Here is a 21,812-nt window from a genome sequence, read left to right as displayed (position 1 = left end):
TTCCTACAGGTCGTGCCCGCAGTAGGACAGGTTGAAGCTCTTGTTGCACAGCGGAAAGTCGGAAATCGGCTCGCCCCGCAGGGCCATGGCCAGGCCCGACCAGTTGTGAAAGGACGGATCCACCACCTTGTAGGCCAGCCATTCGCCGTTTTTGCCGGTAATGCCCAGATGACATATTTCGCCGCGCCAGCCTTCCACCTGCGCCACGGCAAGACGGTGCGGGGGCAGGCTTTCGGGCATGGAAACGCGGCATGGTTCTTCACCGCTGGAAAAGCCGAGCTGCATGAGATCGGATTCGGCCGAGGCTGCGGAGTCATTCAGCTCGTCGCTGCGCAGAAGCGTGCGCGCCAGCACGTCGCCCGTGGTTCGTATGCGCCTGCGCGTCGAGCCGCCAGACACGTCGCAAAGCGGCCAGTCCGTGCGGGCGTCCATGTCCACGCCGCAGGCGCGGGCCGCCATGCCCACGAGGCCGAGCGCACGGGCGTCTTCAAACGATACCTTGCCCGTGCCCGTGAGCCTTGCCAGCACGCTGGAGGTTTCCAGCATGACGTCCACGGAGCCGCGCGCATCGCGGAAGGCGGAGCGCAGGCGCCTGACCAGCGACTCGCTGAGCGCTGCGTCCACGTCCCACTTCACGCCGCCCGGACAGAGCAGGTTGCGGCCGAAGCGGCTGCCGCAGAGTTCTGCGGTGATGTTGAGAAAGTCGCCGGTAATGCGGCCGTTCCACGCCGAGGAAGGCAGAAAGCCTGTGTCGCCGCCGATGGCGCCGAGATCGCGGGTGTGGTTGGCAAGGCGCTCGAGCTCCAGCGCGAGACGGCGCAGGATGTGCGCCCTGTCGGTGATGGTCACGCCTGAAAGACGCTCGATGACGGTGCAGCAGGCCGTGGCGTGACCTATGGCCGTGTCGCCCGCAATGTTCTCCATGAGCGGAAGCACAAGATGCGAGGGCGAGGTGAGAATGAGGTGCTCCACGTCGCGGTGCTGGAAACCGAGCTCTATTTCCAGGTGCATGACGTTTTCGCCGTAGCACTGGAAACGGAAATGGCCGGGTTCGATGACGCCCGCGTGCACCGGGCCCACGGCCACTTCGTGCACTTCGGCGCCTTCCACGCGGTAGTAGTCGGTCTGGGCCGGGCCGGGGCGCGAGGTTCTTTTTTCCCCTTCCGCAGGGCAGAAGCGCACGGGCTTGAGCCAGGGATGTCCCTCGGGCCGTATGCCCCAGGTTTCGAAGAGCTCGCGCTCGAACAGGTGCGCCTGCGGGCAGTGCGGCGTCATGGAGGCGTAGGCACGGCCGGGCAGGGCGCGCACGGCGTCCAGAAGCCTGGATGAGGCGTCGGCAAGCACGCAGAGCACTTCGGTTCCCGCAGGGGAAGGCACGCCGAAGAAAGCCAGAAGTCGCCAGCCTTTGCGGCAGCGCTCCACCACGGAGGCGCACAGCGCGTCCATGGAAACAAGGGGAACGTCGTTCCAGTCGATGGATTCGCGGTAGTTGAACATCAGGCCCCCAGAAGCGCGGCGGCGCGGTTGAGCGTTTCCGAAAGCCAGTCCGGCACGGCAAGGCCGAGACCGAGTACCATGAGACAGAGGACGGCCGGCGGAAGAACGCTGAAAAGGGATTCATGGTAGTCCATGGGCACGTCGTGGGGAGGCGTGCCCTGCACCATGCGCAGCACCGGAATGGACATGCCCACGAAGATGACGGCGAGCGCAGCGAGATAGACGAAGGCCACAACGAGACCTGCCTCGGCGAAAAGTCCTTTCAGAATGGTGAATTCGCTGATGAACAGGCCGAAGGGCGGAGAACCCACGATGGCGAGAAAGCCCGCCGTCCACAGCGCGCCGGAAAGGGGCATGTCCTGCCGGAGGCCGCGCACGTCGTAGCTGGAGAGCGAGTGGTAGCGGGTGAGAATGTTGCCCGCCACGAGAAAGAGCATGCACTTGGTGAGCGAGTGGCACACGGCGTGCAGAAGGCCGCCGAACAGCGCGCCGCCGCCTACGCCGAAGGCCAGGGCGAGTATGCCCATATGCTCCACGCTGGAGTAGGCGAGAAGACGCTTGTAGTGGCCCTGACCCACGATGAACACCGCCGCCGTGACCATGGAAAGAAGCCCGAAGAACACGAGAAGCTGACCGCTGAACTCGCCGAGTCCCGCCGCGCGCATGATCTGATGGCCGCGCAGAATGCCGAGCAGGGCGCAGTTGAGAAGCGCGCCCGAGAGCATGCCCGACACCATGGACGGAGCCTGACTGTGGGCGTCGGGCAGCCAGGTGTGCAGCGGCGAGAGGCCCATCTTGGTGCCGTAGCCCACGAGCAGGAAGATGAAGGCGGCCTTGAGCCAGAGCACGCGGCTTGTTCCCTCGATGCTGCGGGCCCGTTCCATGAAGGCGGAAAGCTGATCCATGCCTTCGGGCACGGCTGCGGCGGGATTGTGGAAGGCCACGCTCATGAGAATGTTGCCGAGCAGCGCAAGGGCGATGCCCACGGAACAGATCATGAGATATTTCCAGGTGGCTTCCATGGAGCTCTGGTGGCGGTGGAAGTAGATGAGCGGAGCGCTTGCGAGGGTGGTGAGCTCTATGCCCACCCACAGCGCGCCGAGATTGGCCGTGGTGGTGACGAGAGTCATGGCCGCCACGAAGAAGCACAGGCAGGAGAGAAAGCGAGTTTCCGGGGCGTTGGTGAAGAGCTGGCCCTTCTGGATGTCGCGCTTGACGTGCTTTTTGTCTTCTTCGCGCAGGTAGCCTACGGCATACACGGAAGCCGCAGTAAAGAGCACGGCGGCCAGCATGAGAAAGACGACGCCGAGCATGTCGGGCTGGAGCAGTCCGAAAAGCGCGGTGGGATGCGCCCCGGCGAGCAGGTCGCGCAGGGTGAGCGAGGAGAGCGCAAGGTGGATGAACGCCGTGACCACGAGCAGAGCGCGGCGGGGCCACGAACCGGGAACGAACATGAAAAGTCCGGCCAGAAGCGGGACGAGAAGGAGCAGGGCGAGCGTCATGTCAGTCCCTCAGGTTGCGGAAGCGCGCCACGTCGATGGAGTCGAACGCGCTGCTTATGTGGTTGATGGCAATGGCCATGACGAAGACGGCGGCGAACACGTCGAGCAGAATGCTGAGCTCGAACCATACCGAACCTTCGGTCATGAGCGGAATGCCGAGGATGAATATGCCGTTTTCCACCACGAGGTAGCCTGTGACCTGGGCGAGCGCCTTGGCGCAGCCCACCACGAGAATGAGGCCGCAGAACAGCGTGGTGAGGGCCACGGGGAAGAGCAGCGGCGGAAAGAGGTCGGTCACGGCCGGAATGCGGCCTTCCAGCCACAGCGAAAAGGCAAGACCCGCAAGGCCGGCGGCCAGCGGATACATGCGGCCGAGGCGCGGGCGCACCATGGGTTCGATGCCGAGCTTGTGGCAGACGTGACGCAGAAACACGGGAAAGCCCACGCCCTTGAGCGCGAAGACCGCCGCGGCAAGAAACACGTGTTCCGCGTCGAGCGCGCCGTTCACGGGCAGAAGCAGCAGCGCGGCGAGCAGCACGCCCTGCACGGCGGAAAGACGTATGAGCATGAGTATGCGCCCCGACCAGAGCATGATGAGGTCGGTGACGAGCAGCAGAAGAATGACGAACTGGAAGAGCGATGACATAGGCTACCGAACCAGGGTCAGAATGAGAACGAAGGCGGCCACGGAACCGGCCAGGCCCGCAAGTGCGGGAACCACGTGCATGCGCAGGCGCGCCATGACGGACTCGATGACGCCCACGAGCGCGGCGCAGAAGAATACGCCGAGAAGCGATGAGAGCGTATACGCCCACACGGGCATGGCCGGAAGGACGAGGCCCGTGAGCAGCGAGGAGAAGAGCCACAGCTTGAGGGCAGCTCCGTATTCCACGAAGGCCAGAGAGGGGCCGGAGTGATCGAGTATCATGACTTCGTGGATCATGGTGAGCTCGAGGTGCGTGGTGGGATCGTCCACGGGAATGCGGCAGTTTTCCATGAGCAGCAGCACGCCCATGACGAAGATGAGCATGACGAGTTCAGGGCGTCCGCTCAGCCAGGCCTGAGGGGAAAAGCCGTTGAACAGCGTGGAGAGCGAGAGTTCCTTCGGCACGCCGAGGCTTTCGGCCGTGGTGATGAGGGCAAGCAGAGCAAGAAAGAGCACAGGCTCGCCGAGGGCTCCGAGAAGAGCTTCGCGGCTTGCGCCCATGCCCTCGAAGGGAGAGCCCGTGTCGAGCGCGGCAAGAATGGTGGCGAAGCGCCCCATGCCGAGAAGGTAGGCGCAGAGGATGAAGTCGCCCTGAAACGCGAGGGGCGAGGACACGCCGCCGAGGGGCAGCAGGGCGAGGGCCGCCATGGATGAGACCATGGCGATGACGGGCCCGGCGGAGAACACCCAGGTGACGTTTTCGCCGAGAACTTCTCCTTTGCGCAGAAGCTTGAAGATGTCGTAGTAGAGCTGGAGCAGCGGCTTGCCGTGACGTCCGGCAAACATGGCCTTCACGCGGTTGATGACGCCCGAGGCCAGCGGCGCGAGCAGAAGGACAAGGAGGAATTCGACAAGATAGAGCCAGTCGTTCATTATGCTATCCCCCAGATGAGAAGGGCCACCAGCGTGACGAGGATATAGAGAATATACATGTTCACGAGGCCGTTCTGCAGAATCTTGAGCGCGTTGCAGCCTTTTTCCATGAGCTGGAAGAGCGGCGCGTAGAAGCGGCCGCGCACCACGTCCGGGGCATCCACGTCGAGCCTGACGGGGGCGGGGAAGAGTCCTGCGGGCTTTTCGGTTTTCACCGTGGTTCCCATGACGCCTCCGAAGATGCGGGCGGCGGGTTCCACGAAGGAGGCAGGCGAATACTGGATGCGGGGCGTTCCGTACTGGTAGCCGCAGCCCCACACGGGGCCGCGCCGTATTCCTCGGCGTGCGAGCAGGGCACGGCGGATGAGCGCGAAGAGCACGACGAGCGCCAGGGCCGCGCCGCCGATGAGGGAAATTCTGGCGAGCAGGCTTTCCGTGGAGCTTATGACGCCTGCGGCGGGCGTGATGAGTCCCGCGTGCATGACGGGAATGAAGTCCAGCGTGGGCTGAACCATGCTGAAGGCCCAGGGCGCGAAGAGACCGCCGAGCACGCAGGCCGCCGCAGGAATGACGAGAGGCAGCAGAAAGCGGTTCTGCGGGGCATGAAGATGTGCCGCGGCATCGGTTCTGGCCTGACCGAGGAATGTCATGCCGTAGGCCTTGGCGTACACGGCGGCGGAAAGGCCGCTCGTGAGCATGAGGCCGGTGAGACAGGCGAGCATGGCTATTTTCTGTTCCATGCCGGGCAGCTCCAGAGAGCGCAGCATGGAAAGGGAGAGCACGAATTCGCCGGCAAAGCCGTTGAAGGGCGGCAGGCAGGCGATGGAGGCCGCACCGAGGGCGAAGAGCACGCCGAGCATGGGCATGCGCTGCTGAATGCCGCCGAGCTTTGTCATGTCCACGGTGCCTGTGGCGTGCAGCACTTCGCCCGCACACAGAAAGAGCAGGCCTTTGAAGGCGGAATGATTGAGCATATGGAAAAGGCATCCGGCAAAGCCGAGGGCCGCGGTCCAGGCGCTGCCCGTGTGGATGCCCACAAGACCTATGCCTGCGCCCATGACCATGAGGCCCATGTTCTCCACGCTGGAGTAGGCGAGCAGGCGCTTCAGGTTGCTCTGAGCGAGGGCCTTCAGAATGCCCATGAGCGCGGTGAGCATGCCTGCCGCCATGAGCAGCCAGCCCCACCAGCCGGGCATTTCATGCGCCGGACCGAAGAAGTCCAGAGAACGGATGATGCCGTAGAGACCGGCGTTCAGCATGGCTCCGGAGAGCAGGGCGGAAACGTGGCTCGGCGCGGCGGGATGCGCTTCGGGAAGCCAGACGTGCAGGGGCGCAAGGCCGGCCTTGGCTCCGAAGCCCAGAAGCGCCAGAAGAAAAAGCGCCGTGCCGTGAACGGGAGCCTTGACGGCCATGGCCGAAAAGAGCGTGGAGTCGCACTCCTGCCAGAGCAGGGCGAAGAAGGCGATGAGCAGAACCGCGCCGAGATGGGCAGCCACAAGGTACACCCACGAGGCGTCCTGCACGGCCCTGTCGCGGTCGTTGAAGTCGATGAGGAAGAAGGGCGAGAGGGACATGATTTCCCAGGAGAGCATGAAGAAGAGCGCGTCGCGCGCCGTCATCACGCAGGTCATGCCCAGAAGAAGCAGCAGATAGAACAGCCAGTGCGCCCCGAGATTGTGCTCGGCCGGATCGCTGTGGCGCAGGGAAATGCAGCCTGCAAGCGCGCAGGTGAAGCCCAGAGCGAACACGGGCAGCAGAAAGAGGCGTGAAAGAGGGTCGAGCCCCAGCGCGAACGCGCCGAAGGGCAGTCCCCACGGCAGCATGAAGCTTTCCGCGCTGCTCCAGCCGCCGGAAAACAGTCCGTACACGCCCAGAAGACAGGCCGCGGCAGCGCTGGCCGGACCAATGAAGTTGGCCGTCCGGTTGGTGGCGTGGCTTACCGGCCTGAGCGCGACGACACCGGTAAGCAGAGCGCCCGCCGCCATAAGCAGAAGGGCGAGAAGAAAGGTATCCATAACATCCCCGTGCGTAAACGTGGTATGCCCGCAGGAAAAAGGCAAAAAGGCGCTCAGACGTTAGACCCGTTGCGGCCAAAACGCAAGAAGAAGAAAGGGGAATTTTGCCGAAACATGAAGCGAGACAAGGAACGAAGTCCCGGGAAAAGGGGATCACTCTTCCGTTTTTTCCGGGAAGAGCGCGGAAGCGCGGAGAACCGGAAGTTCTGGGTTCCGGCGCTTTTTTCAGAAAAATCAGGCGGAAGTGACGAACGACTCGGCGGAAACGGCGGAACGAAGGCTTGTTGCGGCGCTTTTTGAGCGCGTCAGGGGCGCCTTTGAAGGAAATGTGGGGCGTCGATCGTTTTTTTAACGAAAACCGTTCCGCAGGCCAGGGGAGAGGCATGCGGAACGGGGCTTTTGTTCTGAGACAGGCAACGCGCAGGGCCCTTTTCAGAGCGGCGCGATATTATCCGAAAACGGGCTTCGACCTGCTGCCGTGCGGAGGCGCGCAGGGGGCGTTCCCGTGAACATGCCGGTCTTTTACCGGTAAAAGCGCGGCGCGCCCGTGGAGTAGTCGGTGTAGCCCGTGAGATACCAGACCTGATCGGTGGAACGGCCCAGTTTGCTCAGAATGTCGAAGGCGATGGAGGCGCGATGGCCGGAGCGGCAGAGGATGAGCATGGGCTTGCCCTCAGGCACTTCCTGAATGCGGGACTTGAGTTCATCCACGGGAATGTTGAGTGCGCCTTTCACGTGGCCGTCGGCAAATTCCGCTTCCGTTCTCACGTCGAGAACGACGAGGCCGTCATCCTTGAGATCGGCGTACAGTTCCGTGGTCTGCGCCGGGGTGAGACTGCCGGAGGCGGGCAGGTCTGCGGCAAGGCAGGGGGCGACGAGAAGCGTGAGGGCAAGAAGAAGCGATGCGCCCAGGTGGGAAAGTTTCATGGTTTCTCCTTGAAGACGGCGGAGCCGTCCTGGTAACACGTTGAGGTTTTGGGGTTTTGCCGGAATCGTTCCGGCAATCTGCGTTCCCTATGCCGGACTTTTTCTGCCCGGGCAAGTGCCCTGGCGCACGGTTTGCCCCTCATGGACACGCCGCGCCTTGCATGACGCGGATTTTCAGGCAATGTAACATATTCTTTCCGACTTTTGGCGTTATCTCGACCATGCAACGGGCGTTCTGTTTTGCGATTTGAACGGAACAGTGACAGAGCGCTGCGGAGCGTTGCCGTGCTTTTGGGAAAAGATGCAGGAACGGTACGGGGAACATCACGACAAAGAGGATATGTTGCGGCTCTGCTGTGGCCCGCCATCTTTTCTGATGAAACGTTTTGGAGAGCGGGATGGGGGTGCGGGGGAAGGGGGAGTCCCTTTTTCAAAAGGGGCTCCCCCTTCCCCCGCATTCCTGCGTCTTCCTTATAAAAAAGCCTCCGGCTTTTGCCGGAGGCTTTGCATCAGTGATTCTGCTTGCGCAGGTAGGCTGGGCTGTCGTCTTCCTCTATGGTGAAGTCTTCAGCGGGCTCCTGATACTGCTTTGCCCGATCCTGGTAGCGCAGGTAGGCGGGAACGTCGGTATCATCCTGCGGGTATTCGCTGTAGAGCTTGGGACGGGAGAGGATTTCGTGCGGGTCGCGCACGTGGCGCTGCCGGTAGCCCTGAACCACGGGGGGCACGTTCTGTTCGTGGCCGGCGTTCATGGTGACCACGGTGCCGGGGGTGGACTTGTTCGGCTTTTCGGCCTCTGGCTCGATGCCCGTGGCAATGACGGTGATGCGTATTTCCTCGCCGCAGCTTTCGTCCAGCGACATGGCCACCACGATTTCGGGATCTTCGCCGTTGGGCCCGCGGGCCGCCTCTTCAATGTAGGACGCGGCGGAGCTGAATTCATCCATGCCGATGTCTTCATTGGCGGTGATGTTGACCAGCATGGCCTTGCAGCCGGTGATGGAAAGGTCTTCCAGAAGCGGGCTCGTGATGGCGCGCTTGGCGGCGTCGAGGGCGCGGTTGTCGCCCGAGGCGCGGCCTTCGCCCATGAGGGCCATGCCCTGACGACTCATGACGGTGCGCACGTCGGCGAAGTCGGCGTTGATGAGGCCGGGCTTGGTGATGAGGTCGGTCACGCCGCGCACGGCATCATAGAGCACGTCGTCGGCCTTCTTGAGCATTTCCGTCACCTTGGCGTTCTTGGGCGCGATGGCGAGCAGACGGTCGTTGGGAATGATGACCAGACTGTCGACGTGCTGCTTGAGCTCTTCAATGCCCTTGAGCGCGGCCTTCATGCGCTTTTCGCCTTCAAAACGGAAGGGCTTGGTGACCACGCCCACGGTGAGCACGCCCTTTTCCTTGGCCACCTTGGCAATGACGGGAGCCGCACCGGTACCGGTGCCGCCGCCCATGCCGGCGGTGACGAAGACCATGTCCGCGCCGTCGATGACCTTGCGGATGTCCTCCACGCTCTCTTCTGCGGCGGCCTGGCCCACTTCGGGCTTGGCGCCGGCGCCGAGACCTCTCGTGAGTTCCTTGCCGAGCTGGATGTGCTCTTCGGCAAGGGAGCGCGAGAGCGCCTGCATGTCGGTGTTGGCGCAGATGAAGGACACGCCTTCGAGGCGTGAGTTGATCATGTTCTGCACGGCGTTTCCGCCGCCGCCGCCCACGCCTATGACCTTGATTTTTGCGGCCTGTTCTGTATCGGGAACCATATCGTCCATAATAGCATGTCTCCGGGTGTTCGACAGATTAACGAATATCTCCGAACCAGCGCTTCATGCGTTCCCACACCCCGTGGAACAGGCTGGATTCGGCGGCGGAAGAGGGAGCGTTCGCAAAGCGGACGGGGGCTTCCTCGTTTTCTTTTTCCGCCCCATAGAAAAGCAGGCCTACGGCCGTGGCGAACTTGGGGTTGTTGATGACGTCCTTCAGGCCGCCCACGTTGCGGGGATAGCCCAGCCTCGTGGGGAGCTGAAAGATTTCTTCCGCAAGTTCCGCACAGCCGGGAATGAGAGCCGCGCCGCCCGTGAGAACGACGCCCGCGCCGAGCTGGCGCTTGAGCCCGGAATGTTCCAGCTCCTGATACACAAGCGCAAGGATTTCTTCCATGCGGGGTTCGCAGATTTCAGCAAGAACGCGGCGTTCCACCGTGCGGGAAGGCCGTCCGCCGACGCCCGGCACTTCGATGGTCTCGTCGGGACGGACCATGTCGGTGAGGGCGCAGCCGTATTTGATTTTTATTTTGTCGGCCGCGGAAATGGAAGTGCGCAGGCCGAAGGCGATGTCGTTCGTGAGATTGTTGCCGCCGAGGGCAACGGCGCCGGTATGCTTGATGGCGTTGTTGGCAAAAATGGCGATGTCGCTCGTGCCGCCGCCGATGTCCACGATGGCCACGCCGATTTCCCGTTCCTCTTCCGTGAGCACGGACTTGGAGGAGGCGAGAGACTCGAGCACGATGTCGGACACGTCGAGATCGCTCCTGTTGCAGGAGCGGATGATGTTCTGTGCCGAGGTGACCGCACCCGTGACGATGTGCACGTTGGCCTCGAGGCGCACGCCGGACATGCCGATGGGATTGGCGATGCCGCGCTGTTCGTCCACGATGTAGCCCTGAGGCAGAATGTGGATGACTTCGCGGTCCATGGGAATGGCCACGGCCTTGGCCGCGTCGAGCACGCGGTCCACGTCGTGCTGCGTCACTTCGCCGCCGCCCTTGATGGCGATGACGCCGTGACTGTTCACGCCCTTGATGTGGCTGCCCGCAATGCCGGCATACACCGACTTGATCTCGCAGCCGGCCATGAGTTCGGCCTCTTCCACGGCCTTGCGTATGGACTGAACCGTCTGGTCGATGTTGACCACCACGCCCTTGCGCAGACCATTGGAGGGACTCGTGCCTATCCCGATGATATCTATTCCGTTTTCGGAGGGTTCGCCGACAACGGCGCAGATTTTTGTCGTGCCTATGTCAAGGCCGACGATAAGTTCGGATTTTGGCATTGATAAGCTCCCCATGACCTGAGCATACCTGTGAAAGGAGATGCCTCATTAAATATGGACTTGAAAAAAGCAGCACAAAAATGACGAATTGTCCAGCATTTTTTTGCCGGATAACCAGTCTGCCGCAAGGCGTTGCGGGCCTTGAAAAGGCGCGCGTCTTTAGAGGGGAAAATGGGCTATTCCTGCTCTGTGGCCTTCGTCATCCACACCTGGCCGTCGGCCGCGCGGATGCTGGTGACCATGACGGTTTCCTTCCTTTTTTCAATGTCCGTAACCACCGAAGCTATGCGCCGGAGATTGTCCTTCCAGTTCTCGACGCCTATGCTCAGACGAAGTCTTCGGGTTTCCCAGTAAAGTTCGAAGCCTCCGCCTGCACTCAATCGTATCCATGAAATCTGGGAGATGTCAAAGGGAAAACCCGCGTGTTTGAATTCTTCCACGAATTCAGCCACCAGGGGCAGAGCTTCGTCGCCGCCGGGGCCGATTTCCAGCACGGGAAGGGAGCGGAAGTTGCTGGTGGAAACTGGCGCGATGATTTCTCCTTTCGCGTTCACGTAGTAGAGCGTGTTGTCCTTTCGCGCGCAGAAGAGCGGCACGCGTTCCTTGACCGTGATGGTGAACGAGCCGGGCAGGGAACGACGTATGGACACGTTTTCGATCCACGGGTTGTCCACGAGCTTCTGTTCGGCCTTGTGCACGTTGACGAGCAGGCTGTTTTCGCCCTTGCGCAGACCGCAGACGGCAAGAATGTCTTCGGTCTTCACCTGCGAGTTGCCCGTGACCTCTATGCTCGTGATGGCAAAATACCTGCTTGTGGTGCAGAAGTTGTAGGCCTTGACGAGACCGATGCCCGCGCCGAGGAAGAAAAGTCCCACGAGGGCAAGGGCGAGCAGCCCGCGAAGCACGAGAAACACGCCGCGGGAACTCACGTGGAGGGACGGAAGGCTTATGCCGGACCGGCGTTTCGTCTTTTTCGGCCGTTCCATGCTCTTTTTGCGGTTCACGCCGGATTTGCGGGAACGCGAGGGCGCTTCCGTGGCGCTCTTGCGCCGCTGCGAATAGGAATTGCGCCGCGAGCGGCCGCCGCCTAGCAGGGACATGACGACCACTCCTTTACTTCCATGGCAAGACGGACGCCGAACTTCTCAAACACGGCCTTCTGCGCCTCATGAATGAGGGAGAGCGCATCGTCGCTTCTGCCCGGCAGGCCGCACTTCATGTCGTGCACGAGAAAGTTCGCGTGCATGGGAGAAAAATACATGGCTCCGCGCCTTTTGCCCTTCATGCCCGCCTCATCCAGCAGCTTTCCGGCAGAGATGCCTTCGGGATTCTGGAACACGCAGCCTGCCGTGTGCTCGTGCACGGGCTGGCCGCTCTTCTTGCGCGTGAAGTTTTCCCTGACGGCGGCGCGCACGCTGCCGGGGGCGGCCCGGCGAAGGGACAGCACCACGGACACGCTCATGTACCACAAAGAGTCCTCGACAAGGGAGAAATGCCGGTAGCTCGCCTTCCATCCTTCGGGCGAGAGCGTGTGAAGTCCCTTTTCCGGCGTGAACACGTCGAGCGAACGCATGAGCGGCGCGGTGCTGCATCCGTAGGCCCCGGCATTCATGGCCACGGCTCCGCCCAATCTGCCGGGCACGCCCACGAGACCTTCGAGTCCCGCAAGGTCTCGCGCGGCGCACCAGGAGAGAAGATGCGGCACCCTCATGCCCGCTCCCGCACGAATGAGCGTGCGCGGGCCGTCGGGGCCGTCTTCTTCGCCGAGAATTTCAGGCTCCGCCGCTCCTCCTTCCGGTCCTTTCGCCCCGAAGAGCGGACGCAGCACGACAAACGGCAGATCGCCGTCGTGCACGAGCAGATTGCTCCCGCCGCCGAGAATGCGCACGTCCGACTGTCCGGCAAGAACGTCGGCAAGGCGCAGGCAGTCGTCCGGGCTCTCCAGACGTATTTCCGCAAGGGCGCGGCCGCCCAGGCCGAGCGTCGTGAGCGGAGCGAGGGCAGGTCTGTCGATGATTCTCACGCCATGTTCTCCAGCACCCGGGGCCCCACGGTGGTCACGCTGCCCGCGCCCTGGGTGATGAGCACGTCGCCGGGACGAAGGTCGGTCTTGAGCGCTTCCACCACCTCGTCGAAATTGGGTTTGTAGCATACGTCGGTTTTCGAGAACTGACGGATGCCGAGCGCGAGGTTCACGCCGTTCACGCCCGGAATGGGCGCTTCGCTCGCAGGATAGATTTCCGTGAGATACAGCTTGTCCACGTTGCCGAAGGTCTGACAGAACTCGCCGAACAGCGCCTGCGTGCGGGAAAAGCGGTGCGGCTGGAACACCATGACGAGGCGGCGTCCCGGAAAGACCTGACGGGCCGTGCGTATGGTGGCCTGAATTTCCGTGGGATGGTGACCGTAGTCGTCGATGATCGTGATGCCGTTCTTTTCGCCCTTGAGCTCGAAGCGGCGACCCACGCCGGAGAAGGAAGCAAGGCCTTCCGCGCACTTCTCGGGCGCGATGCCCGCCTGAAGCGCCACGCCTATGGCGGCGAGCGCGTTCAGAATGTTGTGGCGGCCGGGCTGCGAGAGCGTGACGTTTTCAAGAATCTTTCTCTCCTGACCGTCGCGGCCCCTCAGCCATACGTCGAAGCGGTTCACGGCATCGCATTCGATGATTTCGCCGCGGATGCGGCAGTCGCGTCCGAAGCCGTAGGTGAGGAACGGACGCTTGATGCGGGGAATAAGACGGCGCACGCCCGGGTCGTCGGCACAGATGACGTTCATGCCGTAGAAGGGCACCTTGTTCATGAAGGCCACGAAGGCGTCGTCTATGGCCTCCTGCGTGCCGTAATGGTCGATGTGGTCGTAGTCCACGTTGGTGACCACGTTGATGATGGGAAAAAGGCACAGGAAGGAGCCGTCGGACTCGTCGGACTCGGCGATGAGGTATTCTCCCTGCCCGAGATGTCCGTTGGCGCGGTAGGCGTTGAGCAGACCGCCGATGATGACCGTGGGGTCGAGGCCCGCGGCGTCGAAGATGGACGCGGTGAGGGACGTCGTGGTGGTCTTGCCGTGCGTGCCCGCCACGGCGATGCCCGTGCGCAGGCGCATGAGCTCGGCCAGCATTTCCGCACGGGGAATGACGGGAATGCCGCGTTCCTTTGCGGCCTGCACTTCGGGATTGTAGTCGGAAACGGCCGAGGAGCGCACGACCACCTGTGCGTCGCCGAGATTTTCGGCGGCGTGCCCCAGATGGATGACGGCCCCGAGGCTGCGCAGCCGCTGCACCGTGGCGCTGTTTGCAAGGTCGGAACCGTGGACGGTGTAGCCCAGGTTGAGAAGCACTTCGGCAATGCCGCTCATGCCGGAACCGCCGATGCCTATCATGTGTATGGCGCGAATCTTGTTGTTCATGAATGACTCGAATTATTTGGAGTTGTCGCCCGCAAGGGCCAGAAGTTCCGTGGCCACAGCATCTGCCGCGTCGGGACGGGCCAGGGAGAGCGCGCCCTGGCGCATGGCCTCAAGACGACGTCCGTCCTTCAGAAGCTCGATGAGCATGGGCGCAAGAGAGCCGTCCGCCGCCATGGCTTCGGCCTTTTTCTGCGGCAGAAGGATGCCGCCGCCCGCTTCTTCCATGGCGCGGGCGTTGCTCGTCTGATGGTCGTGCGCGGCGTAGGGGAAGGGGATGAATACCGCGGGCGTGCCCGTGGCGGCAAGCTCCGCCATGCTGGTGGCTCCCGCGCGGCACAGCGCAAGGTCGCATTCCGCGTAGGCCTTCGCCATGTCGTGAATGAAGGGATGCACGATGCGGTCGGTCTCCTCTTCGGAAACGCCCGCGTCAAGATAGCCGCGGCGCACGCTTTCATACTCGTTCGCGCCGGTCTGATGCAGAATGTCCACGCCTGCTTCCCGCAGGGCGGGCAGCATGGACACGACCATGTTGTTGATGGCGCGGGCCCCCTGCGAGCCTCCCATGACAAGAAGGCGCGGCGCGCCCTCATGCGCGCGGTGCATGGAGCCGAGCGCGGCGATGCCGGCGCGTATGGGGTTGCCCGTGAGCACGCACACCTCGTGCGGGAAGCTTGCGCCCACCGCGGGCTGATTCCAGGAAAGGCACACGCGCTTCACCATTTTTCCGAGGATGCGGTTGGCCGCGCCCGCTATGGCGTTCTGCTCGTGCAGGGCGCAGGGGCGGCCCATGAGGCGGGCCGCAAACACGGAGGCGAAGGCCGCGTAGCCGCCGAAGCCCATGACGGCGTCGGGCGAAAAGCGGCGCACGATGCCCATGGCCCGCACGATGCCCGCGGCCATGGCAAACATGGCCGCGACGGCTTTGGGCCCGCGGCCGATGAAGCCGCGGACGGGCAGTCCTTCAAAGGAAACGCCCGCGCGCTGCACGATGTCCCGTTCAGGGCCGTATTCGCCGCCCACGAAAAGGATCTCGATGTCGGGTCGGCGCTTCCTGAGCGCCTCGATGACGGCAAGGGCGGGGAAGATGTGTCCGCCGGTGCCTCCGGTGGTGATGATGATGCGAAGGGCCATGCTTACTCCCGCGCGGTTCGAGAATAGTTGAGCAGAAGCCCCGCGCATATCATGTTCGCGAGCAGGCTGCTGCCGCCGTAGCTGATGAAGGGCATGGCGATGCCCGTGGGAGGAACGTTGCCTAAGATGACGGCCATGTTGAGCAGAAAGCTCAGGGCGATGACCAGGGTGAGGCCGTAGGCGGAAAGTCTGTCCCTGAGATTCCGCTGACCGAGCACCACACGATAGCAGCGATAGAAGAAGAGCGCAAACAGCACCATGACCACGGTGATGCCCACAAAGCCCGTTTCCTCGCCGATGATGGACATGATGAAGTCGTTGTGGGCTTCGGGCAGGTACACGGTCTTCTGTATGCTGCCGCCGAGTCCCACGCCGAAAATGCCGCCGCTGCCCAGGGCAAGCAGGCTCTGCACGATCTGATAGCCCGAGCCCTGCGCGTTGGCAAAGGGTTCGAGATAGGCGGTCAGGCGGGCCCAGCGGTAGGGCTCCACGATGATGAGGGCCACGACCAGCACGGCCGCAAGAATGAGCACCATGACGAGGTAGCCGCCGCGCGTGCCGCCGCCGAGACACATGAAGAACAGAATGGCCAGCATGATGATGGTGCCGCCGAGGTCTGGCTGAAGCACGAGCAGCACGCATATGAGAAGGGTGATGAGCGTGGGCGGCAGAAGGCCGCGGCTGAACTCCCGAATCATGGCCTGCTTGGAGCTCATGAAGTACGCAAGGTACATGACGAGCGCGATGCGCGCGAACTCCATGGGCTGCACCATCATGAAATGGAAGTCGATCCAGCGCTGAGCGCCGTTGATTCTGGGACCTATGAGCAGGCACAGGACGAGCAGCACCATGACCACGGCAATGCCCCAGTAGTGCAGCCTGTTGATGAAGGAGCGCGGAATCCAGCACAGAAGCGCCACGATGACGCCGCCGAGCAGCATGGTCTGAAGCTGACGGTGGAAGAAGTGGTAGGACTCGTTGTAGGTGCGCTGGCTGATGGGGCCGCTTGCGGAAAGCACGGCCACGAGCCCCACGCACAGAAGAAGAAGCAGCAGCGCGAGCAGCCACCAGTCCACGGGCCCGGGCGGAAGCGCCGGCTCGGGCGCGGGCTGTTTTTTCTTGCGCAGGTTCATGCCTTTCCTTCCTGCATGGCGGTGACGAGGTCGCGGAAGTGGTTGCCGCGCTCGATGTAGTTCCTGTACTGGTCATAGCTCGACGTGGCGGGAGCAAGAAGCACGGCGTCGCCGGGCCGGGCCAGGGTGCGGGCCCGTGCGAGAGCCTCGTCCATGGTGGCGTCCCAGGTGACGGGAACAACGTCCTTCCATGCGGGCTCGAAGTGCTCGCGCGAAGCGCCGTAGAGCGCCACGGCGCGCACGTGCTCTTTGAGAAGCGGACGCATGCCTTCCACGTCGCCGCCCTTGAACTTGCCGCCGGCAAGAAGCACGACGGGCCGCTCAAAGGCGCAGAGCGCCACTCTGAGCGCCTCGATGGTGGTACATTTCGAGTCGTTGACGTACTGCACGCCGTCTATGTCGGCAATGTGTTCCAGACGGTGGGCGATGGGCGCAAACTCGCGCATGGCGCGGGCGGCCTCCTCACGGGTGACGTCGAAGAGCGAGGCGGCAAGGAAGGCGGCCTCGGCATTGCTCTGGTTGTGCGTGCCGATGAGACGGGTATCGGGGAAGGGACGCGCGCCGGGCGTGAGATAGACGATGCGGGCCTTCATGCCGTACGCTTCGGGAATATGCGAGAGCGAGGGCGGAAGAATGGCCACGTCGTGCTCGGTCTGCCGGGCGAAGAGGCGCATTTTGGCGTCGGTGTATTCCTTCATGTCCCTGTGGAAGTCGAGATGGTTCTCGGAAATGTTGAGCAGTATGCCCACGCGGGGATGCAGGGTGCTGCACGTCTGAAGCTGGAAGCTTGAGAGCTCGAGCACGATGACGTCGGCCCTGGGCTCGCCGTGACGCCTCGCAAGCACGTATTCCGAGAGCGGCACGCCGATGTTGCCGCCCGTGAACACGCGCAGACCGTGCGCTTCGAGCATGGCGGCGGTGAGGCTCGTGGTGGTGGTCTTGCCGCTTGTGCCCGTCACGCCGATGACGGGCTCCTTTTCAAGAAGACGCCAGGCAAGCTCGGTTTCGGCCATGATTTCCGCCTTCGTGCCGTCGGTGCGCACGGGCAGCAGAGGCTCTATGACGGCCTTTGCCGCAGCAGGGCTCGGAATGACGAGATCCACGCCTTCAAAATATTCGGGCGTGTGTTCCCCGCCGAAGACGGGCACGTGGTTTTCAGACAGCCACGCGGAAAATTCCGCAGGCATCTGTTCCGGCTTTTTTTCCAGCAGGCGGACGTTTGCCCCGAGCTCGTGCAGCAGACGCACGGCGGCGCGGCCGCTTCTGCCCGCGCCGATGACCGCAACGCAGCGGCGGGAAAGATGGAAGGCACTCATGACAGAATTCCTCAGCGCAGTTTGAGAACGGAAAGAGAGATGATGGCAAGAAGCACGGAGATGATCCAGAACCGGACGATGATCTTGGATTCCGGCAGCGGATGTTCTCCTTTCTGAAAATGATGATGCAGCGGCGTCATGCGGAAAAGACGCCTGCCGTGCGTGGCCTTGAAGAAGCCCACCTGCATGATGACGGACACGGTTTCCATGACGAACACGCCGCCCGCCACGATGAGGATGAGTTCCTGCTTGCAGAGCACGGCAAGAAAGCCGAGCACGCCGCCGAGACTGAGCGAGCCCACGTCGCCCATGAACACCTGGGCGGGAAAGCAGTTGAACCACAGAAAGCCGAGGCCCGCGCCCATGAGCGCGCAGCAGAGCACCGTGACTTCGCCCACGCCAGGCACGGCGGGCACCTGAAGATAGGCGGCGAAGTTCGCGTGGCCGGCCACGTAGATGAAGATGGCGTAGACCATGAAGCACATGACCGCCGGCAGTATGGCAAGGCCGTCGAGGCCGTCGGTGAGGTTGACGGCGTTTGAGGAGGCGATGAGCACCACCACGGCGAAGACCACGTAGAACACGCCGAGATCGGGCATGAACTGCTTGAAGAAGGGCACGGAAAGACGGCTGGAATAGGCCGGTTCCAGGAGCAGCAGGCTTATGGCCGCCACGGATACCACGATGAGGCCGAGCATTTTGGCGCGGGGAGAAAGTCCCTTGTTCTCATGGTGGCGTATTTTGGCGTAGTCGTCCACAAAGCCCACCACGCCGAAGCCCACGAACACAAACAGCGTGAGCCAGATGTAGACGTTGGACAGATCGGCCCACAGCAGCGTGGAGAAGATGACGCCCGCCATGATGAGCAGACCGCCCATGGTGGGCGTGCCCGCCTTGGCCTGATGCTCGGGCACGTAGGAGAGTATGGGCTGTCCTACCTTGAGGGCCGTGAGCTTTTTGAGAAACCACGGCCCGGTGAGTACGGTGAAGAGCAGCGCGCAGATGAGCGCTCCCGCAGAACGGAACGTGATGTAGCGGAAGACGTTCAGCAGGGAAACGTCCTGACTGAAGGGGACGAGAAGGTTATAGAGCATGGCTTTTCTGTTCCATGAAGAGGGTTACGAGACGCTCCATCCGGTTGACGCGGGAGCCCTTGAAGAGTACGAGTCCTTTTTTGCCGTCGTGACGGGTCTCTTCCCATCGTTGCAGCGCGGGCAGAAAGTCCGCGCTCTGCGGCACCTCGGCAAAGAATCCCGCAAAGCGTTCCTCCGCAAGTCCTTCCTTCACCTCGTCCGCATGGTCGCCGGTCCAGAACACGGCCGCGCAGCCGGAGTCGGCCAGCGTGCGGCCGAGTCTGCGGTGTTCGGTCTCCGCCACGTCGCCGAGCTCGCCCATGGCGCCCATGACGCAGACGAACGTTCTGCCCTTGGCAAGCTCTGCGGCGGCCTCGATCATGCGTGCGGCGGAAAGAGGATTGGCGTTGTAGGTGTCGTCGATGACGATCCAGTCGGCAAGGTCGTGCCGCGTAAAGCGCTGGGCAGGGAAGGGCGCGCTTTCCACGCCTTTTCGTATCTCTTCACAGGAGAGTCCGAACAGGCGGGCCGCAGCCGCCGCAGCAATGATGTTTTCTGCGGCGTAGGGGCCGGAAAGGGCGCAGGAGACGTCGAGCTCTTCGCCGTCAAGCCAGAGACGGTAGTTCCCCCGGCCGTTTTCGTCAAGCCCGAGATAGCCCGCACGGTAGGGCACGGCGCGCCCCTGCGTGGAAAAGAACACCGCGTCGGGCCGGATGCTGCGCGCCTCGCGCACGAGATCTTCATAATCCGCGCTCACGAGGGCCTGACCGCCCTTTTTGACGTGGGCAAGAAGGCGCGACTTGTAGTAGGCCGTGCCGCGTCCCCCGAGACCGAGCGAGTGGCCCGGGCCTACGTTGAGTATGACGGCAAGATCGGGCTCCATGATCGTTCCGAGCTCGTCCATGTCGTTCGGATGGCTTATGCCCGCCTCCATGACCCAGAACGTTTCGTCGCCGTCCGCCGCCATCATGGACATGGGCATGCCTATCTGCGAGTTCAGGTTCATGCGGTTCTTCGCTGTCTTGCCGCGCATGGAAAGAATGTGCGCGAGAAGTTCCTTGGTGGTGGTCTTGCCGGCCGTGCCGGTAATGCCCGCCACGCGGCCGGCAAAGCGTTCGCGCCAGGCATGGCCTATGCGTCCGAGCGCCTGCACCGTGCTGTCCACGACAAGCACGGGAGCAGCATGTTCGCCGTCGAAGGGATCACGCTCGGCAAGCACGGCGGCGGCCCCGGCCTGAACCGCGGCCCGGGCGAAGCTGTGTCCGTCCGCGCGTTCCCCGACAATGGCCGCGAAAAGATCTCCGGCCTTTGCTTCACGGTTGTCGGAAACCGCGCCGCGCAGCGTCACGTCGGCGGCGTTCAGCACCTTGGCATGGGCGGCCCTTGCGGCCTCCTCCAGCGTCATCAGCACGAGACAAGCTCCTTGAGTATTTCCTGATCACTGAAGTGATGCTTCACCGTTCCAATGATCTGATAGTTTTCATGACCCTTGCCCGCCACGAGCAGGGCATCGCCCGGCCTGAGCAGGCTGACCGCAAGTTCGAGCGCCTTTTTGCGGTCGCTTTCGCGGTGCACTTCCTTCGCGCCCTCGAGTCCGGGCATGATGTCGTCGATGATGCGTTCCGGATCTTCGGTACGCGGATTGTCGGACGTGACGATGGCGATGTCGGAAAGCTCGGCCACCGCCCTGCCCATGGGCGCGCGCTTGGTGCGGTCTCTGTCGCCGCCGCAGCCGAACACCGTGATGATGCGGGAGAACCTGGCGTGGACGAGCGTCCTGAGCACGTTGGCAAGCGCGTCCGGTGTGTGGGCGTAGTCCACGAAGATGCCCGTGCCCGCGCCGGGAAGCCAGGGCCTGTCCGCGCCGGGCACCGGAATGCGTTCAAGACGGCCGGGCACTCCCATGAAGCCTTCAAGGCAGGAAAGATCCTCGGTGGAAAAGCCCAGGGAAAGCGCGATGCCGCACACCGTGGAAAGATTGCTCGCATTGTGCAGGCCTATGAGGGGACTGTGCATTTCCCAGTCCACGCGCTTTTCCCGGTCCTTCTGCCAGTAGAAGTGCAGCGAAAGTCCCTCGGTGTCGGCCCGGCGCACGTCGGCCAGAAGGAAGGGACGTCCGGAAAGGGGCGTGCGCAGACCCGTGCCGAGCGCCTGCGGAAACTCCTCGAGCAGCCGGTGTCCGTAGGGATCGTCGTTGTTGATGACCATGGCCTTGTCCTTCTTCGGCGCGTCGGCAAAGAGCGCGCGCTTGGCGAGAAAGTAGTTTTCCATGGTCTTGTGGTAGTCCAGATGATCCTGGGTGAGATTGGTGAAGGCCGCAGCGCTGAAGTTGATGCCCGCGATGCGCTTCTGATCTATGGAGTGGGACGACACTTCCATGATGGCGGCCTTCGCTCCTGCCTCGCGCATGGCCGCAAGGGAGCGGTGCAGCGTGAGGCAGTCCGGCGTGGTGAGGGGCGCGGGCTCCTCGTGGCCGGGCCAGCGGTAGCTTATGGTGCCCATGACGCCTACCGGTATGCCCTTTGCGCGGTACAGATGCTCCAGAAGATAGGCGCACGTGGTCTTGCCGTTGGTTCCCGTGACCGCAATGACGGGAATGTCGAGATGTTCCGTGCCGAAGCGCGCGGCCGCAAGTACGCCGAGCTGCGCGCGCACGTCGGGCACGAGAAGCCAGGCGTGCTGTCTGTCGCCGCGCAGGTTGAGCTTCATTCTTTCCACGGTGCGGGCGGAGGCCACAATGGCCCATGCCCCTCTTTCCAGCGCCATGCGGATGTGACTTGCGGTCTTGCTGCGTTCTCCGGGAACGGCGGGGGGAAGGGCCACGAGGACATCGCCTTCGGCGACGAGGCGGGAATCGGTCTGAACGTTGCGGAGTTTCTTGCGAAGTTCGTCGCAGAGCTGGGCAGAGGTTATGCGCATGGGCTTACTCCTTTGAAGGGGGGGTCTCCGCTTCGGAAAAGGGTGGGGTGTCGGTGAGCCAGACGGTGCAGGTGCTGTCGTCGGTAATGCGGCTTCCCGGGGGAGGACTCTGCCGGAGCACGAAGGTTCCGCTGCCCTGCATGGTGGGAATGATGCCGCGGGCCACGCAGGTTTCTATGGTCTTGCGCAGAGTGAGTCCCCTGAGATTGTGCAGCAGGGAGTTGTCGGCCATGACCTTGCCTGCCATTTTCTGGGCGCGTGCGCGCTCCTTCT

18 protein-coding genes are annotated in these 21,812 nt (G+C 62.9%); all 18 read right to left on the bottom strand.

Annotated features, from left to right (window positions below; genetic code table 11):
• Positions 1–3 precede the first annotated feature (3 nt).
• Positions 4–1,497, bottom strand: coding sequence for an NADH-quinone oxidoreductase subunit C (locus tag Q0J81_RS05005; RefSeq protein WP_294446359.1), 1,494 nt, complete (start codon positions 1,495–1,497; stop codon positions 4–6).
• A complete protein-coding gene (locus Q0J81_RS05000; protein ID WP_294446358.1) occupies positions 1,497–2,999 on the bottom strand; it encodes a proton-conducting transporter membrane subunit in 1,503 nt (500 codons plus the stop codon). Before Q0J81_RS05000 ends, Q0J81_RS05005 begins: the two co-directional genes overlap by 1 nt.
• Before the next feature lies 1 nt (position 3,000).
• The gene (locus Q0J81_RS04995; protein WP_294446357.1) at positions 3,001–3,645 is read right to left on the bottom strand and encodes a hydrogenase-4 component E; all 645 of its coding nucleotides are present in this window, start codon (positions 3,643–3,645) and stop codon (positions 3,001–3,003) included.
• A 3-nt stretch (positions 3,646–3,648) separates the two neighbouring features.
• Complete coding sequence (locus Q0J81_RS04990; protein ID WP_294446356.1) at positions 3,649–4,578, bottom strand: NADH-quinone oxidoreductase subunit H; 930 nt, start codon at positions 4,576–4,578, stop codon at positions 3,649–3,651.
• Positions 4,578–6,593 (bottom strand): proton-conducting transporter membrane subunit, encoded by a 2,016-nt coding sequence (locus tag Q0J81_RS04985; protein WP_294446355.1) that lies wholly within the window; start codon positions 6,591–6,593, stop codon positions 4,578–4,580. The genes Q0J81_RS04990 and Q0J81_RS04985 overlap by 1 nt, the downstream gene beginning before the upstream one ends.
• A 522-nt stretch (positions 6,594–7,115) precedes the next feature.
• Positions 7,116–7,520, bottom strand: a complete 405-nt coding sequence (locus Q0J81_RS04980; protein WP_294446354.1) for a rhodanese-like domain-containing protein — start codon at positions 7,518–7,520, stop codon at positions 7,116–7,118.
• Positions 7,521–8,029: 509 nt separating this feature from the next.
• Entirely contained in the window at positions 8,030–9,283 is a 1,254-nt protein-coding gene (ftsZ, locus tag Q0J81_RS04975) for a cell division protein FtsZ (protein WP_294446352.1), read from the bottom strand.
• A 28-nt stretch (positions 9,284–9,311) separates the two neighbouring features.
• Positions 9,312–10,562, bottom strand: a complete 1,251-nt coding sequence (gene ftsA, locus Q0J81_RS04970) for a cell division protein FtsA (RefSeq protein ID WP_294446350.1) — start codon at positions 10,560–10,562, stop codon at positions 9,312–9,314.
• 176 nt (positions 10,563–10,738) lie between these two features.
• On the bottom strand, positions 10,739–11,662 hold the full coding sequence (locus Q0J81_RS04965) for an FtsQ-type POTRA domain-containing protein (RefSeq protein ID WP_294446348.1): 924 nt from the start codon (positions 11,660–11,662) through the stop codon (positions 10,739–10,741).
• Positions 11,650–12,585 carry an FAD-binding protein gene (locus Q0J81_RS04960; protein WP_294446346.1) on the bottom strand — a complete coding sequence of 312 codons (936 nt, stop codon included), beginning with the start codon at positions 12,583–12,585 and terminating at the stop codon, positions 11,650–11,652. The genes Q0J81_RS04965 and Q0J81_RS04960 overlap by 13 nt, the downstream gene beginning before the upstream one ends.
• The gene (murC, locus tag Q0J81_RS04955) at positions 12,582–13,967 is read right to left on the bottom strand and encodes a UDP-N-acetylmuramate--L-alanine ligase (protein ID WP_294446345.1); all 1,386 of its coding nucleotides are present in this window, start codon (positions 13,965–13,967) and stop codon (positions 12,582–12,584) included. Before murC ends, Q0J81_RS04960 begins: the two co-directional genes overlap by 4 nt.
• A 12-nt stretch (positions 13,968–13,979) precedes the next feature.
• Entirely contained in the window at positions 13,980–15,098 is a 1,119-nt protein-coding gene (gene murG / locus Q0J81_RS04950) for an undecaprenyldiphospho-muramoylpentapeptide beta-N-acetylglucosaminyltransferase (RefSeq protein WP_294446344.1), read from the bottom strand.
• Positions 15,099–15,100: 2 nt separating this feature from the next.
• Positions 15,101–16,231 carry a putative lipid II flippase FtsW gene (ftsW, locus tag Q0J81_RS04945; protein WP_294446343.1) on the bottom strand — a complete coding sequence of 377 codons (1,131 nt, stop codon included), beginning with the start codon at positions 16,229–16,231 and terminating at the stop codon, positions 15,101–15,103.
• Complete coding sequence (murD, locus tag Q0J81_RS04940) at positions 16,228–17,547, bottom strand: UDP-N-acetylmuramoyl-L-alanine--D-glutamate ligase (RefSeq protein ID WP_294446342.1); 1,320 nt, start codon at positions 17,545–17,547, stop codon at positions 16,228–16,230. The genes ftsW and murD overlap by 4 nt, the downstream gene beginning before the upstream one ends.
• An 11-nt stretch (positions 17,548–17,558) precedes the next feature.
• On the bottom strand, positions 17,559–18,641 hold the full coding sequence (gene mraY, locus Q0J81_RS04935; protein ID WP_294446341.1) for a phospho-N-acetylmuramoyl-pentapeptide-transferase: 1,083 nt from the start codon (positions 18,639–18,641) through the stop codon (positions 17,559–17,561).
• Positions 18,631–20,025, bottom strand: a complete 1,395-nt coding sequence (gene murF, locus Q0J81_RS04930; RefSeq protein ID WP_294446366.1) for a UDP-N-acetylmuramoyl-tripeptide--D-alanyl-D-alanine ligase — start codon at positions 20,023–20,025, stop codon at positions 18,631–18,633. The genes mraY and murF overlap by 11 nt, the downstream gene beginning before the upstream one ends.
• Positions 20,025–21,539, bottom strand: coding sequence for a UDP-N-acetylmuramoyl-L-alanyl-D-glutamate--2,6-diaminopimelate ligase (locus tag Q0J81_RS04925; protein ID WP_294446340.1), 1,515 nt, complete (start codon positions 21,537–21,539; stop codon positions 20,025–20,027). The genes murF and Q0J81_RS04925 overlap by 1 nt, the downstream gene beginning before the upstream one ends.
• Positions 21,540–21,543: 4 nt before the next feature.
• Positions 21,544–21,812: PASTA domain-containing protein (locus tag Q0J81_RS04920; protein WP_294446339.1), on the bottom strand; the 269-nt coding region annotated here is incomplete at its 5' end.

Source organism: uncultured Mailhella sp., assembly GCF_944324575.1.
Classification (GTDB): Bacteria; Desulfobacterota; Desulfovibrionia; order Desulfovibrionales; family Desulfovibrionaceae; genus Mailhella.
Note: the sequence above shows the minus strand (reverse complement) of the source record. Positions and strands in the feature narration are given on the sequence as shown.